The organism is Thalassotalea sediminis, from assembly GCF_030295915.1.
GTDB classification, from domain to species: Bacteria; Pseudomonadota; Gammaproteobacteria; order Enterobacterales; family Alteromonadaceae; genus Thalassotalea_C; species Thalassotalea_C sediminis.
This window is the reverse complement of record NZ_AP027361.1, coordinates 1,059,672-1,073,657: the sequence shown is the minus strand read 5'-3', so window position 1 is coordinate 1,073,657 and position 13,986 is coordinate 1,059,672. Positions and strand designations below refer to the sequence as shown.

Annotated in this window: 14 protein-coding genes; 2 read left to right on the top strand and 12 right to left on the bottom strand. The window is 39.6% G+C overall.

Translation table 11 applies throughout. The features are described 5' to 3' along the window. Positions 1-37 precede the first annotated feature (37 nt). Complete coding sequence (gene mutS, locus QUE09_RS04845; protein ID WP_286235077.1) at positions 38-2,602, top strand: DNA mismatch repair protein MutS; 2,565 nt, start codon at positions 38-40, stop codon at positions 2,600-2,602. A 72-nt stretch (positions 2,603-2,674) separates the two neighbouring features. Here mutS and rpoS read toward each other — a convergent pair whose 3' ends face one another. The 10 genes from rpoS to QUE09_RS04795 all read right to left on the bottom strand — a co-directional run bounded on the left by rpoS (position 2,675) and on the right by QUE09_RS04795 (position 9,764). Beyond that, positions 2,675-3,607, bottom strand: a complete 933-nt coding sequence (gene rpoS, locus QUE09_RS04840) for an RNA polymerase sigma factor RpoS (protein WP_286235076.1) — start codon at positions 3,605-3,607, stop codon at positions 2,675-2,677. Between the two features lie 76 nt (positions 3,608-3,683). Continuing rightward, complete coding sequence (locus QUE09_RS04835; RefSeq protein WP_286235075.1) at positions 3,684-4,505, bottom strand: peptidoglycan DD-metalloendopeptidase family protein; 822 nt, start codon at positions 4,503-4,505, stop codon at positions 3,684-3,686. 29 nt (positions 4,506-4,534) lie between these two features. Next, on the bottom strand, positions 4,535-5,113 hold the full coding sequence (locus QUE09_RS04830; RefSeq protein WP_286235074.1) for a YqaA family protein: 579 nt from the start codon (positions 5,111-5,113) through the stop codon (positions 4,535-4,537). Further along, positions 5,110-5,772, bottom strand: coding sequence for a protein-L-isoaspartate(D-aspartate) O-methyltransferase (locus QUE09_RS04825; RefSeq protein ID WP_286235073.1), 663 nt, complete (start codon positions 5,770-5,772; stop codon positions 5,110-5,112). Before QUE09_RS04825 ends, QUE09_RS04830 begins: the two co-directional genes overlap by 4 nt. A gap of 4 nt (positions 5,773-5,776) precedes the next feature. Next, the gene (gene surE, locus QUE09_RS04820; protein ID WP_286235072.1) at positions 5,777-6,535 is read right to left on the bottom strand and encodes a 5'/3'-nucleotidase SurE; all 759 of its coding nucleotides are present in this window, start codon (positions 6,533-6,535) and stop codon (positions 5,777-5,779) included. Further along, positions 6,532-7,593, bottom strand: coding sequence for a tRNA pseudouridine(13) synthase TruD (gene truD / locus QUE09_RS04815; RefSeq protein WP_286235071.1), 1,062 nt, complete (start codon positions 7,591-7,593; stop codon positions 6,532-6,534). Before truD ends, surE begins: the two co-directional genes overlap by 4 nt. Next, complete coding sequence (gene ispF, locus QUE09_RS04810; protein WP_286235070.1) at positions 7,586-8,062, bottom strand: 2-C-methyl-D-erythritol 2,4-cyclodiphosphate synthase; 477 nt, start codon at positions 8,060-8,062, stop codon at positions 7,586-7,588. Before ispF ends, truD begins: the two co-directional genes overlap by 8 nt. Next, positions 8,053-8,775 (bottom strand): 2-C-methyl-D-erythritol 4-phosphate cytidylyltransferase, encoded by a 723-nt coding sequence (ispD, locus tag QUE09_RS04805; protein WP_286235069.1) that lies wholly within the window; start codon positions 8,773-8,775, stop codon positions 8,053-8,055. The genes ispF and ispD overlap by 10 nt, the downstream gene beginning before the upstream one ends. An 8-nt stretch (positions 8,776-8,783) precedes the next feature. Beyond that, positions 8,784-9,071, bottom strand: a complete 288-nt coding sequence (ftsB, locus tag QUE09_RS04800; RefSeq protein WP_286235068.1) for a cell division protein FtsB — start codon at positions 9,069-9,071, stop codon at positions 8,784-8,786. A gap of 75 nt (positions 9,072-9,146) precedes the next feature. After that, entirely contained in the window at positions 9,147-9,764 is a 618-nt protein-coding gene (locus QUE09_RS04795) for a hypothetical protein (protein ID WP_286235067.1), read from the bottom strand. A gap of 185 nt (positions 9,765-9,949) precedes the next feature. Between QUE09_RS04795 and QUE09_RS04790 the strand changes: the two genes are divergently transcribed. Next, positions 9,950-10,831: a mechanosensitive ion channel family protein gene (locus QUE09_RS04790; protein WP_286235066.1), complete on the top strand. Its 882-nt coding sequence runs from the start codon at positions 9,950-9,952 to the stop codon at positions 10,829-10,831. Between the two features lie 71 nt (positions 10,832-10,902). Here the strand turns inward: QUE09_RS04790 and eno are convergent, their stop codons facing one another. Together eno and pyrG are read right to left on the bottom strand one after the other, a co-directional pair. Continuing rightward, positions 10,903-12,201: a phosphopyruvate hydratase gene (gene eno / locus QUE09_RS04785; RefSeq protein WP_286235065.1), complete on the bottom strand. Its 1,299-nt coding sequence runs from the start codon at positions 12,199-12,201 to the stop codon at positions 10,903-10,905. Positions 12,202-12,323: 122 nt separating this feature from the next. Then, positions 12,324-13,967 (bottom strand): CTP synthase, encoded by a 1,644-nt coding sequence (pyrG, locus tag QUE09_RS04780; RefSeq protein WP_286235064.1) that lies wholly within the window; start codon positions 13,965-13,967, stop codon positions 12,324-12,326. Positions 13,968-13,986 lie beyond the last annotated feature (19 nt).

Here is a 13,986-nt window from a genome sequence, read left to right as displayed (position 1 = left end):
TATGGCTTAGTGCCAACGACAATAATTAAGAGTATCAATGGCAACGCAAAATCTCGATAATACTTCTCATACCCCAATGATGCGTCAATATTTGGCGATAAAGGCTGAATTTCCAAACATTTTAGTATTTTATCGTATGGGTGACTTTTACGAATTATTCTTTGATGACGCTAAAAAAGCGGCTGATTTACTCGATATCTCTCTTACTGCTCGTGGAAAATCAGGCGGCAATGCCATTCCTATGGCCGGAGTTCCATATCATGCCGTAGAAGCGTATTTAGCAAAACTTGTCAAACTTGGTGAATCTATTGCCATTTGTGAACAGGTGGGAGATCCTGCAACAAGTAAAGGGCCAGTAGAACGAAAAGTAGTGCGTATTGTTACGCCAGGCACTATAAGTGATGAAGCCTTGCTCTCTGAGCGACAAGATAATTTATTAGTCAGTATTTTTCAAAACGAAAATGCTTTTGGCCTTGCTTATTTAGATATGACAAGTGGTCGCTTTATCATTTGTCAGCCACAGTCAAGCGAACAGCTGCAGGCTGAGCTTCAGCGATTATCGCCTGCCGAGCTTCTTTATCCAGAATCTTTCACGAATGAAGCGTTGATTAGTGAATTTAAAGGAAAGCGAAGAAGGCCCGATTGGGAATTTGATAATCAAACTTCTGTAGCGCTATTAAATCAGCAGTTTGGTACCAAAGAACTAAAAGGCTTTGGCGTAGAATCTTACCCATTAGGTATTGCTGCAGCCGGCTGTCTATTACAGTATGTCAAAGATACGCAACGTACAGCCCTACCGCATATTCGATCAATTAAGGCAGAATCTGCACAACAAGGTGTTATTTTGGATGCTGCTACTCGGCGAAACCTTGAACTTACCCAAAACCTGCAAGGAGGATTAGAAAATACGTTATCTTCTGTACTAGATCGAACATCTACCCCAATGGGCTCTCGGCTATTAAAACGATGGCTACATTTCCCTTTACGCGATCTAACAACACTGCAAGCAAGACAAAACGCAATAACAACGCTAATCGAACACGAGTACTATTTTGATATCCAAGATTTGTTGAAAAGAATCGGAGATATCGAACGAATTGTTGCACGAATTGCCTTACGCAGTGCAAGACCACGTGATTTTGCAAGATTGAAAAGCGCTTTGCATGTGCTGCCAGAGTTACAGCCCATTATTTCGACAACAAACAGCACATTGTTAACTCATATTGCTGAAGATACTAAACCAATACCTTCGCTGAGTAGATTATTAGATAATGCAATTGTAGAAAATCCGCCTGTATTAATAAGAGATGGCGGAGTAATAGCACCAGGTTATCATCAAGAACTTGATACGTTGCGTGATTTGAGTCAAGGGGCAACAGAATTTCTAGCACAATTAGAACAACGTGAGAAAGAAAGAACGGGCATTCAATCATTAAAGGTTGGTTATAATAAGGTACATGGCTTTTATATTGAAATAAGTCGTGCCAATGCCAATGAAGTTCCTGAAGAGTATATAAGACGCCAAACGTTAAAAAACAATGAACGATTTATTACTGAAGAGCTAAAAAGCCACGAAGAAAGAGTATTAACGGCGCAAAGCAAGTTTTTAGCCTTAGAAAAGAAACTGTACGATGAACTTTTTGATATCATTTTACCCGATATAGCACAATTACAATCATTAGCGGCATCGCTCGCTGCACTTGATGTGTTAACAAATTTTGCAGAACGTGCCGAGTCACTTCAATACACTCAACCACAACTAGAAGAAACACCAGGGATCTACATTGAAGCTGGCAGGCACCCTGTTGTTGAACAAATGACTGTCGATCCATTTATTGCAAACCCTGTTGAATTAACTAATAGCCGAAAAATGTTGATTATTACTGGTCCTAATATGGGGGGTAAGTCAACATATATGAGGCAAACAGCACTCATTGTGTTACTTGCTCATGTTGGCTGTTTTGTACCTGCAGAATCAGCAAAAATAGGGTTAGTCGATCGCATTTTTACTCGTATAGGCGCTTCTGATGATCTTGCCAGTGGTCGTTCAACGTTTATGGTAGAGATGACAGAAACAGCAAATATTCTACATAACGCAACGAGTAGCAGCTTAGTACTACTAGATGAAATTGGTCGAGGCACAAGTACATATGACGGTCTTTCTCTTGCGTGGGCATGTGCGGAAATGTTGGCAGTCAATACTAAAGCATTTACATTATTTGCCAGTCATTACTTTGAATTAACCTTACTTGCTGAACAAATACCAACACTTGCAAATGTGCATTTAGATGCAAAAGAGCATGATGATAAAATTATTTTTATGCATGCAGTACAAGAGGGAGCAGCAAGTAAAAGTTTTGGTTTGCAAGTAGCTCAACTTGCAGGCGTGCCACGCGTCGTTATCCAACGTGCAAAACAAAAACTTAAAGAATTAGAAACACAGCAAACATACTGTCAAACACCTTCGGAAGCGACTTATGAGCAATTGACTTTAGTTGAAACTAATCACCCTGTTGTAACAGCATTAGAATCAACAGATATTGACAACTTAACGCCTAGGCAAGCACTTGACCTGCTATACAAATTAAAAGAAAACGTTTAAAGCATAAAGTAAAAGCGAGCTCAAATAGAAAACCAGCCAGTAGGCTGGTTTTCTAACAAAACAAAAAACTATTTATGCTTGGAACAACGCTTCAATTGACAAGTCTTGAGCACTTAAAATATCTCTTAAGCGTTTTAACGCCTCCACTTGTATTTGACGGACACGTTCACGTGTTAAGCCAATTTCAACACCTACGTCTTCGAGTGTCGCTGCTTCATAGCCTAATAAACCAAAGCGACGCGCGAGTACTTCTCGTTGCTTTGAGTTTAGTTCATTTAACCAATGAACAATATTATTTTTAATATCATCGCTTTGTAAGTTATTCTCAGGACCGTTAGCTTTTTCGTCAGGAATAACATCTAACAATACCTTATCTGATTCTGCCCCGAATGGTGTATCTACCGACGCAATACGTTCGTTTAAGCGCAGCATTTTCGACACATCAGCAACAGGCACATCAAGCTCGCTGGCAATATCTTCCGCGGTTGGTTCATGATCGAGTTTTTGAACAAGTTCCCGCGCAGTGCGTAGATATATATTAAGCTCTTTTACAACATGTATAGGTAAACGAATCGTGCGTGTTTGATTCATGATCGCGCGTTCGATTGTTTGCCTAATCCACCAAGTTGCGTAAGTAGAAAACCTAAAACCACGTTCTGGATCAAATTTTTCCACGGCACGAATGAGACCTAGATTACCTTCTTCAATTAGATCAAGTAACGGTAATCCGCGATTATTATATCGGCGTGCAATTTTAACAACGAGACGTAGATTACTCTCAATCATACGTTTTCTAGAGGGTTCGTCGCCTTTTAAGGCGAGGCGAGAAAAATAAACTTCTTCTTCAGCAGTCAATAACGGTGAAAAGCCAATCTCACCTAGGTATAACTGTGTGGCGTCTAAATTTGAAGGTACTTCATCCTGTACTTTGTCTAATACTTCCTGTTCAGCTGCATTTGCAGCATTATCGACAATTTGATTTTTTAATTCTTTTTTTTTGCTCATGCTATATCTCCCATCATTAGCAAAGCTGAATTACTTATAAAATACTCACGTCATCTCCAAATTATTATTTTAGCTATTATCTTCTCGGCAGATATTTAAGGGGATTAACTGGCTTACCGCGAAAGCGAACTTCAAAATGAAGCATGACTCTTTCCGCACCACTATCACCCATCTTCGCAATAGTTTGACCTGCTTTTACAGTTTGCTGTTCCTTGACCAAAATTTGATTGTTATGAGCATAAGCACTAAGGTAATCATCATTATGTTTAACAATAATTAACTGGCCGTATCCTCGTAACACATCACCGGCATAAACTACCTTGCCATCAGCTGCTGCTTTCACAGAATCATTACGATTACCTGCGATGTCTATTCCTTTACTACCTTGCTTTCTTGTAGAAAACTTATTAATAAGTTTTCCTTTAGCAGGCCACTTCCACGTTCTAATTTTTTGTGAAAATGTACCTGAATCGTTAGAGGGCTTTCTGTATGTTTTTTGTCCTCTTACATTTTCACCATACTCTTGCTTTTTATTTGTTGCAACAGGTTTTTTTACAACTTTTTGTTGTTGATTATGAAAGGTTTTACTGGAGCGTTTATTTTTACTCGGCTTCACGGATTTTTTCGCTAAGAAAATTTTTTGTCCGGGAAATATTTTAAATGGTGGCGAAATATTATTGATGGATGCAAGCGTTCTCACATCGAGTCCTGCACGCCAAGAAATCGAATATAAGGTTTCACCTTTTTTAACGATATACTCAGCACCAGACAAACTGTTTCTCACTTGCTTACTGAGTGGTACCTTCGCTTTTGCTTCAACCACAGGTGCAGGTGTTTGCCTAGACGAGCAGGCAAATAAAGTAACTAATAATAAACAAACAGCAATTCTATTAAGCACACATCCCTCTTATAGTTTTACTTTATTATCTACCGCAACATGAAGTAAAGAATGACAATTAAGGCAACTAATAACCACCCCAAAATATCAACCCATTTGCGCAGCTTTTGTTCCATCGTATCACCGCCCAAATAGATCAAACCGGCAACAAGAAAAAAGCGTAAACCTCTTCCTACTGCAGAAACCAATAAAAATGGCCAAAATGCCATATGTAAAAAACCGGCGCTTACCGTAAATATTTTATAGGGGACGGGTGAAAAACCTGCAATAAATACAACCCATACTCCCCATTCTTGGAACCATAAAACGGCTTGATCAAATGTTTCCTGTTTACCCCATTCAGTAATAACGGGTTGTATCCAAGGTTCAAACATATAGTAACCAAGGGCATAACCTGCCACACCACCAATTACCGATGCGATTGTCGTCAATGTTGCATAAAACCATGCTTTTCTACGTTCAGCTAACACCATTGGTGCAAGGAGTACATCAGGAGGAATTGGAAAAAAAACAGACTCAGCAAAGGTGAGTATTGCCAATATGTGTGGGGCAAACTTATGCTTTGCCCACTTTATCGTCCAGTCATAAAGAGACGTAAATATTTTCATTGTACCGCTCCTGGTACTAAAGGCACAAAACGCACAGCTTCAACGTGCTCTTCAATGAAGTTATCCCCTTGGCGTTTAATTATTTTAAGTATTTGTGTTTGCTCACCAACAGGAATCACGAGCCTTCCACCGTCGGCTAATTGTGCTAACAAATCACTCGGTACAGTATTGGGTGCTGCCGTCACAATAATAGCCTGAAAAGGAGCCTTACTTTTCCAGCCCTTCCAACCATCTCCATGCTTCATAGAGATATTATGTAAATCTATCGATTGCAGCTTTCGTTTTGCCTGAAATTGCAGTGATTTAATACGTTCTACAGAGAAAACGTGCGGAGTAAGTTGAGCAAGTATAGAGGTTTGATAACCTGAACCAGTACCAATTTCCAAGATACTGTCTGGCATTCCATCCTCTAATAACAGTTCGGACATTTTAGCAACAATATAAGGCTGAGAAATTGTTTGTCCCTGCCCAATAGGTAACGCAGTATTATCGTAAGCTTTATGAGCTAATATTTCAGGCACAAATATTTGTCTAGGGCTTCTCGCAATAGCTTGTAATACTTGTTGATTTTTAATACCTTCTGATTGCAGTTTTTGCGCCAGCAACTCACCACTACGTGTGGATTTTCCACCCACTCGATGTCCTACTCTGACATTCATTTTATTATTCTCTTAAATTAAATTCACTAACCCATTCGGTCATTGTTTGCATACTTTTATATGCAGTCATATCAACGGTTAATGGCGTAACAGATGCATAACCTTGACTTACCGCATGAAAATCTGTGCCTTCTCCTGCGTCGAGTTCAGCACCTAATGCCCCATACCAGTATATTTTACGCTGCCACGGATCTTTACTCATTTTCATCGTTTCGGCTTTATGACGATGACCTAATCTTGTTACTTTTATACCCTTTATGTCTTCAATGGACAGGTCAGGCACATTTAGATTAATAATTTGATCAGCAGGCAATGGATGTTCTTTTAGCCGTTCAATAAACTGAGCAGCAACAATTGCAGCCGTTTTAAAGTTATTTTCATGTTTACCCACTAACGAAACCGCTACGGCGGGCATCCCCATGTGTCGTCCTTCAGTAGCAGCAGCGACGGTACCGGAATATAAGGTATCATCTCCCAAATTAGCACCGTGGTTTATGCCAGCCACTACCAAATCTGGTGCAGGATCCATTAATTGGCTAATACCTAGATGCACAGAGTCTGTCGGCGTGCCATTGACGGAATAAAAACCATTGTCTAGTTTTTGAGCGCGCAATGGGTTTAATAGTGTTAACGAATTACTTGCACCACTGCAGTTTCTATCAGGCGCAACAACCGTAACATCTGCTATTTTAATTAATTCGTCAAACAACGCCTTAATGCCAAATGCGTTTACGCCGTCATCGTTACTTAAGAGAATTCTCATGCTTTGCCACTCCCCTGTCGTACTGTTAAATCTTGATAACACACTAATTCACGCAATACAGCGGTTGCAAAACATCCTGACTCAAGTGTGAATGTGAGCTTAGCGAGTTGTTGTTTTTCATCAGTATCTATGCCGCACATTTGGGGAAGTAACCTTATGCGCCTTCGCTCTTGTTTAAGACCAAATTCTTCCAAGCCTTGACGTAGGCCATCACACATTTCTGCCACTTGCGCTTCATCATCAGCAACGTCGGCAAAAGTAAACAGTTCCCCTTTACCCCACATGGCCGCAGTGAGATCTACATCACCTTCTATAAGCCGCGCTGATAGCTCTTCTGTTACCTTATCAACTTTAAATACTGAATTAGTACCCGATAGCATTAATGCATCACCAATTTTTATTACATCAAATATTTTATTTTCTATTCTGTTGGCGACAATTTGATTAAATATAAATGAACGTGCTGCCGACAGGTAAATACCTCGCATTTTTTTGTTTTTTACTTTTGCGCCAGCAAACATTTCTCGTGCCTTGGCAACATTGCCGCCGTCAATGCCAAAACGTTGTTCGCCAAAGTAATTCGGCACGCCGAAACGACTAATAGCAAGCCAACGTTGCTTTAATGCTTCAAGATCACTTACGTTTCTTAATACAATTTGAAAGGTATTCCCACTGAGCGCACCTATGCGTAACTTTTTGTGATGACGTGTAGTGGTAATAACGTCGACACCTTCAAGATTAAAACCATCTAAATTATCAATTGTTTTTCCAGGAAGGTGAACACCAAACCACTGCTCAGTTACCGCAAAGCGATCCTTTAAACCCGCGTAACTTACTAAGGTATCTTTAATATTAAAAAAGTTTGCCAACTCCTTTGCAACAAATCCTGTATTAACACCTTTTTTTCTAATTTTTACAAAGAGATGCTCACCGTCACCTGAGGGTTCGAATGGCAACATTTCAAAGACTTTAAAGTCTTCTGGGCTCGTACGCAGGTCAGCGGTTATATTAGGTAAGCCATACAAGTAATGCCATTTTTCCATGATGCTATTAGTCATGCGGTACCAACAATACAACGGCATGAACAGCTACACCTAATTTCTCACCCACATAGCCCAACTTTTCAGTAGTTGTCGCTTTAACATTTACTTGGTTTAACTCACATTGTAAATCGGTAGAAAGTATTGTTCGCATATCAACAAGGTGTGGCGCCATTTTAGGTGCTTGTGCCACGATAGTAATATCAGCATTCCCTAGCTTAAAACCCTGTTCAAACATCAGGTTAACAACATGGCGGAGTAATACACGACTGTCTATATTTTTAAAAGCATCATCAGTATCAGGAAAATGGTTACCAATATCTGCAAGACATAACGCACCTAACATTGCATCACATAATGCATGAATGGCAACATCACCATCTGAGTGCGCAATAAACCCTGCTTGATAAGGAATTTTTACACCTGCCATCACAATCGGGCCTTCACCACCAAATTTGTGAACATCAAAACCGTGCCCTATTCGCATAATGATTCCTGTTGTTTCATTAAGATAAATTCTGCCATAGCAAGATCATTAGGTTGTGTTATTTTAATATTATCTGCACGACCTTCGACCAATAAGCTATCTTCGCCGGCTAATTCCATCGCAGAAGCCTCATCGGTGACGACCTCACCTTTAATTAATGCTTGTTCAATCGCACTCTGTAATGCTTGAGCGTGGTACATTTGTGGTGTTAATGCATGCCATAGTTGTTGACGCTCTACTGTCCTATCTACAAGAGATAACCCGTTACTCATTAGTTTTGCACGTTTCATTGTATCTCTTACCGGCACAGCTAATAACCCACCGCGTTTGTGTCTAGTGCATTGTTCAATAAGCAAACTAATGTCTTCATGTGTAATACAAGGTCTTGCTGCGTCATGAACAATAACCCAATCTGCCGCTAAACGTTCAATAGCGCATAAGCCATTGAGTACCGAATCAACGCGCTCTTTGCCGCCTGTTGCTATATGCACATTTTCGTACTTTGACAGCTGAGTACTATCAAAATATTCATCATTTTTGCTAATTGATAAAACAACGGCTGATATCTTGGGGTGGCTTACAAGCTTGTCTACGGTATGTTGCAGAATCGTTTTATTTGCAATAGTTAAATATTGTTTAGGGCAATTCGCTTTCATGCGTTTGCCTACGCCCGCAGCGGGAACAACTGCAACTATTTTAGGAAAATCAGGCATTAGCGCGTTTAGCCTTTATCAGGTTTTTGTGTAATGATACGAACAAATGTTTCATTCTCTTTTATCATACCTAACTCATTACGGGCACGTTCCTCTATTGCCTCAACCCCTGACTTTAAATCGTCGGTATCTGCGTAAAGTAACTTGTTTCGTCTGATTAACTTGTTGTTATCAGCTTGTTGACGTGCAATTTCATCTTCTAACGCAAGATAATCAGGTACGCTGTTTTTACCAAACCAAAGTCGGTATTGCAGCATAACCAAAAAAATAAGCAAAATGCCTGTTATCACGCGCATGAAGTTAAGAATATTATTTTAAGAATAGGGTTATTATAAGTGCGATAAACGTGCTGTAAACAACCAAGCATCAATTCACACGTTTATTATTGAAGGTTGCTTGAAATTACGCCAATTTATCTCACAAGAAAGCAACAATTCACGTAACGTTGGCATGACAGGGTTTCCTTTTACATCATTGTTCCAAGTATGCCCAGAGCACGCAGCTGTCATCACCTTTTTGTTTGGTTTTAATAACTGTAATCGCTCATATTTCTGCTTTGTTAAATCAAACCAACCAAAAGTATTTGTTCGAAATCGATTGTTTTCAACATCAATTCTATCGATTGAATCTAACATTATCCGATTATTATCCGCTATAGGTACCACTAAACCCAAAGCAAGTTTGTTTGTTAAATACCATTGACTTATTGCGCTGGAGTCCTGTCCCGTTAAAGGCATATGCGCAGATTGCTTCGCTGACCAACTGGCATTTTGAATATCGAGTGTAAGTGGCGTTTCTGCTTGTAGCATTTTTTCAGCTGTGCGCTTTATATAGTAGGAAAGGCTCTTTAAACGCCCTTGAAGGACGTGAGGGTTATCAATTTGTAAATTAGATAAGGTTGCAATTTCTCTTTCGTACAAGGCACAACACAACTCTGCAAAGTCTGCTGATTGAGTTTCATCTTGCCATAAAGATACTTGCGTTGTCATAACTGTTATATGTTGCTCTTTAACCTTATTTGTTTACGCTTTAAGCATACTGCATTGTAACTCAAAGATAAATTGCTTATTCAGGCTCGCAAATGAGACTTGATATTTAATCGATTAGCAACCGATACTCGTTTACACTATTGATATTATCACTAAGCCTTATCGTACAAACTAGGGAGTAAACAATGCTGTTTCAAGAACCAACATCAGCTTCAGAGGCAGATGGACTCGATCCAAGTAAATTGCTACAAAATGAAATAGATTTAATCACACAAGCCTATCAAGTTACTGTGGAATTTTTTACCAATTATACCTTTCAGCTAATTGGTGCCGTTATTATCTTTATTATCGGGTTTATTCTTGCAGGTAAAATTGCCGGAGCAGTACTAAAACTTTGTCAAAAGCATGATTTGGACATTACCTTAAGTCAATTCTTATCTAACACAGCTAAAATGCTCATTGTTGTTATGATAACAATTATTGCGCTTGGAAAGTTGGGGATCAGCGTTACTCCCTTTATTGCTGCAATTGGTGCGATTTCATTAGGCGCAGGTTTGGCACTACAAGGTTTGCTTGCCAACTATGCAGCAGGTTTTAATATTATTTTAATTCGACCCTTTGTTGTCGGTGATACCATCACAGTAGAAGGCGTTACTGGTGTTGTTAAGCAAGTTTTGCTCGCTTACACCATTATTGCCGATGAAGATAATGTAGAAATTACCATTCCAAATAAACATATCGTTGGTGAGATACTACACAACTCTAAAAATGATTCATTATTAGAGCTTTCGGTTGGTATAGCCTATAAAGAAGACCCTATCAGTACGATAGCATTGCTTGAAGAAGTTATTGAAAAACTAGGTATTGCTGGTGACACTAAAGCTCCGCAAATTGGCATTGATGCGTTTGGCGATAGTTCTATCGATATTTCTTTACGTGTTTGGACACCTACCGAAAGCTTGTATGAGACAAAATTTAAAGCATACAAGGCGATCTATTTAGCTTTAAAAGAGGCGAACATCGAAATACCGTTCCCTCAACGCGATGTACATTTATTAAAAGAGTAACGGCTTTTCATAAAACGGATACAAATAAAAAACCACTCAAATGAGTGGTTTTTTATTATCGCTTGTAAAGGTTATTGACCTTTAACTTCAGATAAGCCGTTAAATACAGCTTTATCACCTAAATACTCTTCAATTCTTAATAGTTGATTGTACTTAGATACACGATCTGAACGACATAGAGAGCCGGTCTTAATTTGCCCCGCAGCAGTACCTACCGCTAAATCAGCTATTGTTGCATCTTCTGTTTCGCCACTTCTGTGTGAAATCACGGCAGTAAAGCCTGCATCTTTAGCCATTTTGATCGCCGCTAACGTTTCAGTTAATGAACCAATTTGGTTAAACTTGATTAAAATTGAATTACCAATTCCTTGTTCAATGCCTCTTGCTAGGATCTTAGTATTTGTTACAAATAAGTCATCACCAACAATTTGTACTTTATCGCCGAGTAACTTAGTTTGATAAGCAAATCCATCCCAGTCTGACTCATCTAAACCATCTTCAATAGATACAATCGGGTATTGCTCACAAAGTGTCGCTAAGAAGTCAGAAAATTCGTTAGCACTAAACTGCTTGCCTTCGCCTTTAAGATCATAGATACCTTGCTCAGCATCGTAAAACTCAGATGCAGCACAATCCATTGCCAACGTAATATCTTTGCCTAAAACATACCCTGCCGCTTCTGTTGCTTCTTTAATCACAGCCAAAGCATCTGCATTTGATTCTAGGTTAGGAGCAAAGCCACCTTCGTCACCAACAGCAGTATTCATGCCTTTTGCAGACAATACTTTCTTAAGTGCGTGGAAAATTTCTGCGCCCATGCGAAGAGCTTCTTTAAAACTAGGCGCGCTAACAGGCTGTATCATAAACTCTTGAATATCAACATTGTTATCAGCATGCTCACCGCCATTTAAAATATTCATCATCGGTAGTGGTAATGAGTATTGTCCAGACGTGCCATTTAGGTCAGCGATATGTTCAAACAACTGTACTTTCTTTTCCATCGCTGCAGCTTTTGCATTGGCTAATGAAACAGCAAGAATCGCATTCGCACCAAATTTCTCTTTATTCTCAGTGCCATCTAAATCAATCATAATTTGATCAATCTTTGCTTGTTCAAGAGCATTCTGACCAACAAGTGCAGTTTGGATTTCATTGTTAACGGCAGCAACTGCCTTTAGCACACCTTTACCTAAGTAACGTGCTTTGTCGCCATCGCGTAATTCTAACGCTTCACGAGAGCCAGTAGATGCACCAGATGGAGCCGCAGCACGTCCCCAAGCGCCTGATGCTAAAAATACGTCTACTTCTACCGTTGGATTTCCACGCGAATCCATAATCTCACGTGCTATCACTTTACTGATATTTGCCATTATTATTCCTCTGACTTTATTGTTCACTACAGCGAATGAACAACTAACTTAAGTTAATGCTTTATTTTTCTAAATAAGCGTTAAAAATACAAAACCGCAGCAAGAGCTACGGTTTTAAAAGACTATGCTTTATTTGATTTGTTTTTGCGATACTCGTAAGCAGCGGCAATAAAACTCTCAAATAGTGGGTGGCCATCTCGTGGTGTTGAATTAAACTCCGGATGAAACTGCCCAGCAATAAACCATGGATGTTCTGGAATTTCTATCACCTCTACCAAGCTCTTATCGGTAGACAACCCAGAAAACACTAAACCAGCATCGCTAATTTTTTCTCTATAGTTATTATTTACCTCAAAACGATGACGGTGTCTTTCATAAATTGTTTCACTACCATATACGTCACACACCTTGGTACCTTTCAACAGGTGACACAATTGCGATCCTAAACGCATAGTACCACCCAGATCTGAATTTTCATCCCGGTACTCAACTTGCCCTTCTTCGTCTAACCATTCATTGATTAAACCAACAACTGGATAAGGTGTGTCTTTATTGAATTCTGTACTGTGAGCACCTTCCATGCCTACTACATTTCGTGCATATTCGATTAGGGCGACTTGCATACCTAAACAAATACCTAAGTAGGGAATTTTGTTTTCACGGGCATATTGTGCCGCTAATATTTTTCCTTCAACACCACGTTCACCAAAACCGCCTGGCACTAAAATAGCGTGCAGATTAGATAATTGCTCAGTACCTTTTGACTCAATATTTTGCGAATCAATATATTCAATTTTAACATTCAACTGGTTTTTTAAACCGGCATGCTTTAAGGCTTCGTTGACAGATTTATAGGCATCAGGCAATTCTATATACTTGCCTACCATACCAACTCTAACTTCACTGATAGAGTTAGCTTCTTGATATAATACTTTTTCCCATTCTGATAAATCGGCTTCCGGCGCTTCTATACCAAATCGCTTAACCACAAGTTCATCAGCACCTTGTTCTTTTAAAATGGCTGGAATTTTATAAATAGAATCAACATCACGCATCGCGATAACGGCGCGTTCAGCGACATTACAAAATAATGCGATTTTTTCACGTTCATTGGCTGGAATTGCGTTTTCACTGCGGCAAACTAATAGATCAGGGAAAATACCGATAGAGCGAAGCTCTTTAACCGAGTGTTGAGTCGGCTTAGTTTTAATTTCACCTGAAGCTGCCAAATACGGCACAAGTGTAAGGTGCATAAACATTGCTCGTTCACGACCCAGTTCTGTACCAAGTTGGCGTATTGCTTCTAAGAACGGTTGAGATTCAATGTCACCAACAGTGCCACCAATTTCTACCATTGCAACATCAGCACCTTCAGCACCTTCAATTACACGGCGTTTTATGTCGTTGGTGATATGTGGCACAACCTGAATTGTTGCACCTAAATATTCACCTCTACGTTCACGCGCAAGCACGTCTTGATAAATACGGCCTTGGGTAAAGTTATTACGCTTTGTCATTTTGGTGCGAATAAAGCGCTCATAATGACCTAAATCTAAGTCAGTTTCGGCACCATCTTCGGTAACAAATACTTCACCATGTTGAATAGGGCTCATTGTCCCTGGGTCAACATTAATATACGGGTCTAACTTTAACATCGTGACTTTTAAACCACGTGCTTCAAGAATTGCAGCGAGAGATGCAGCAGCAATACCTTTACCAAGAGACGATACAACGCCACCGGTTACAAAAATATATCTAGTTGTCATGCGTTACCCAGAGTCAGGA

Coding starts and splice junctions, on each gene's coding strand:
- ftsB (WP_286235068.1), bottom strand. CDS start 9,071: ATGCGCGTGATAACAGGCATTTTGCTTATTTTTTTGGTTATGCTGCAA.
- mutS (WP_286235077.1), top strand. CDS start 38: ATGGCAACGCAAAATCTCGATAATACTTCTCATACCCCAATGATGCGT.
- rpoS (WP_286235076.1), bottom strand. CDS start 3,607: ATGAGCAAAAAAAAAGAATTAAAAAATCAAATTGTCGATAATGCTGCA.
- QUE09_RS04795 (WP_286235067.1), bottom strand. CDS start 9,764: ATGACAACGCAAGTATCTTTATGGCAAGATGAAACTCAATCAGCAGAC.
- pyrG (WP_286235064.1), bottom strand. CDS start 13,967: ATGACAACTAGATATATTTTTGTAACCGGTGGCGTTGTATCGTCTCTT.
- eno (WP_286235065.1), bottom strand. CDS start 12,201: ATGGCAAATATCAGTAAAGTGATAGCACGTGAGATTATGGATTCGCGT.
- truD (WP_286235071.1), bottom strand. CDS start 7,593: ATGACTAATAGCATCATGGAAAAATGGCATTACTTGTATGGCTTACCT.
- ispF (WP_286235070.1), bottom strand. CDS start 8,062: ATGCGAATAGGGCACGGTTTTGATGTTCACAAATTTGGTGGTGAAGGC.
- surE (WP_286235072.1), bottom strand. CDS start 6,535: ATGAGAATTCTCTTAAGTAACGATGACGGCGTAAACGCATTTGGCATT.
- QUE09_RS04825 (WP_286235073.1), bottom strand. CDS start 5,772: ATGAATGTCAGAGTAGGACATCGAGTGGGTGGAAAATCCACACGTAGT.
- QUE09_RS04790 (WP_286235066.1), top strand. CDS start 9,950: ATGCTGTTTCAAGAACCAACATCAGCTTCAGAGGCAGATGGACTCGAT.
- QUE09_RS04830 (WP_286235074.1), bottom strand. CDS start 5,113: ATGAAAATATTTACGTCTCTTTATGACTGGACGATAAAGTGGGCAAAG.
- ispD (WP_286235069.1), bottom strand. CDS start 8,775: ATGCCTGATTTTCCTAAAATAGTTGCAGTTGTTCCCGCTGCGGGCGTA.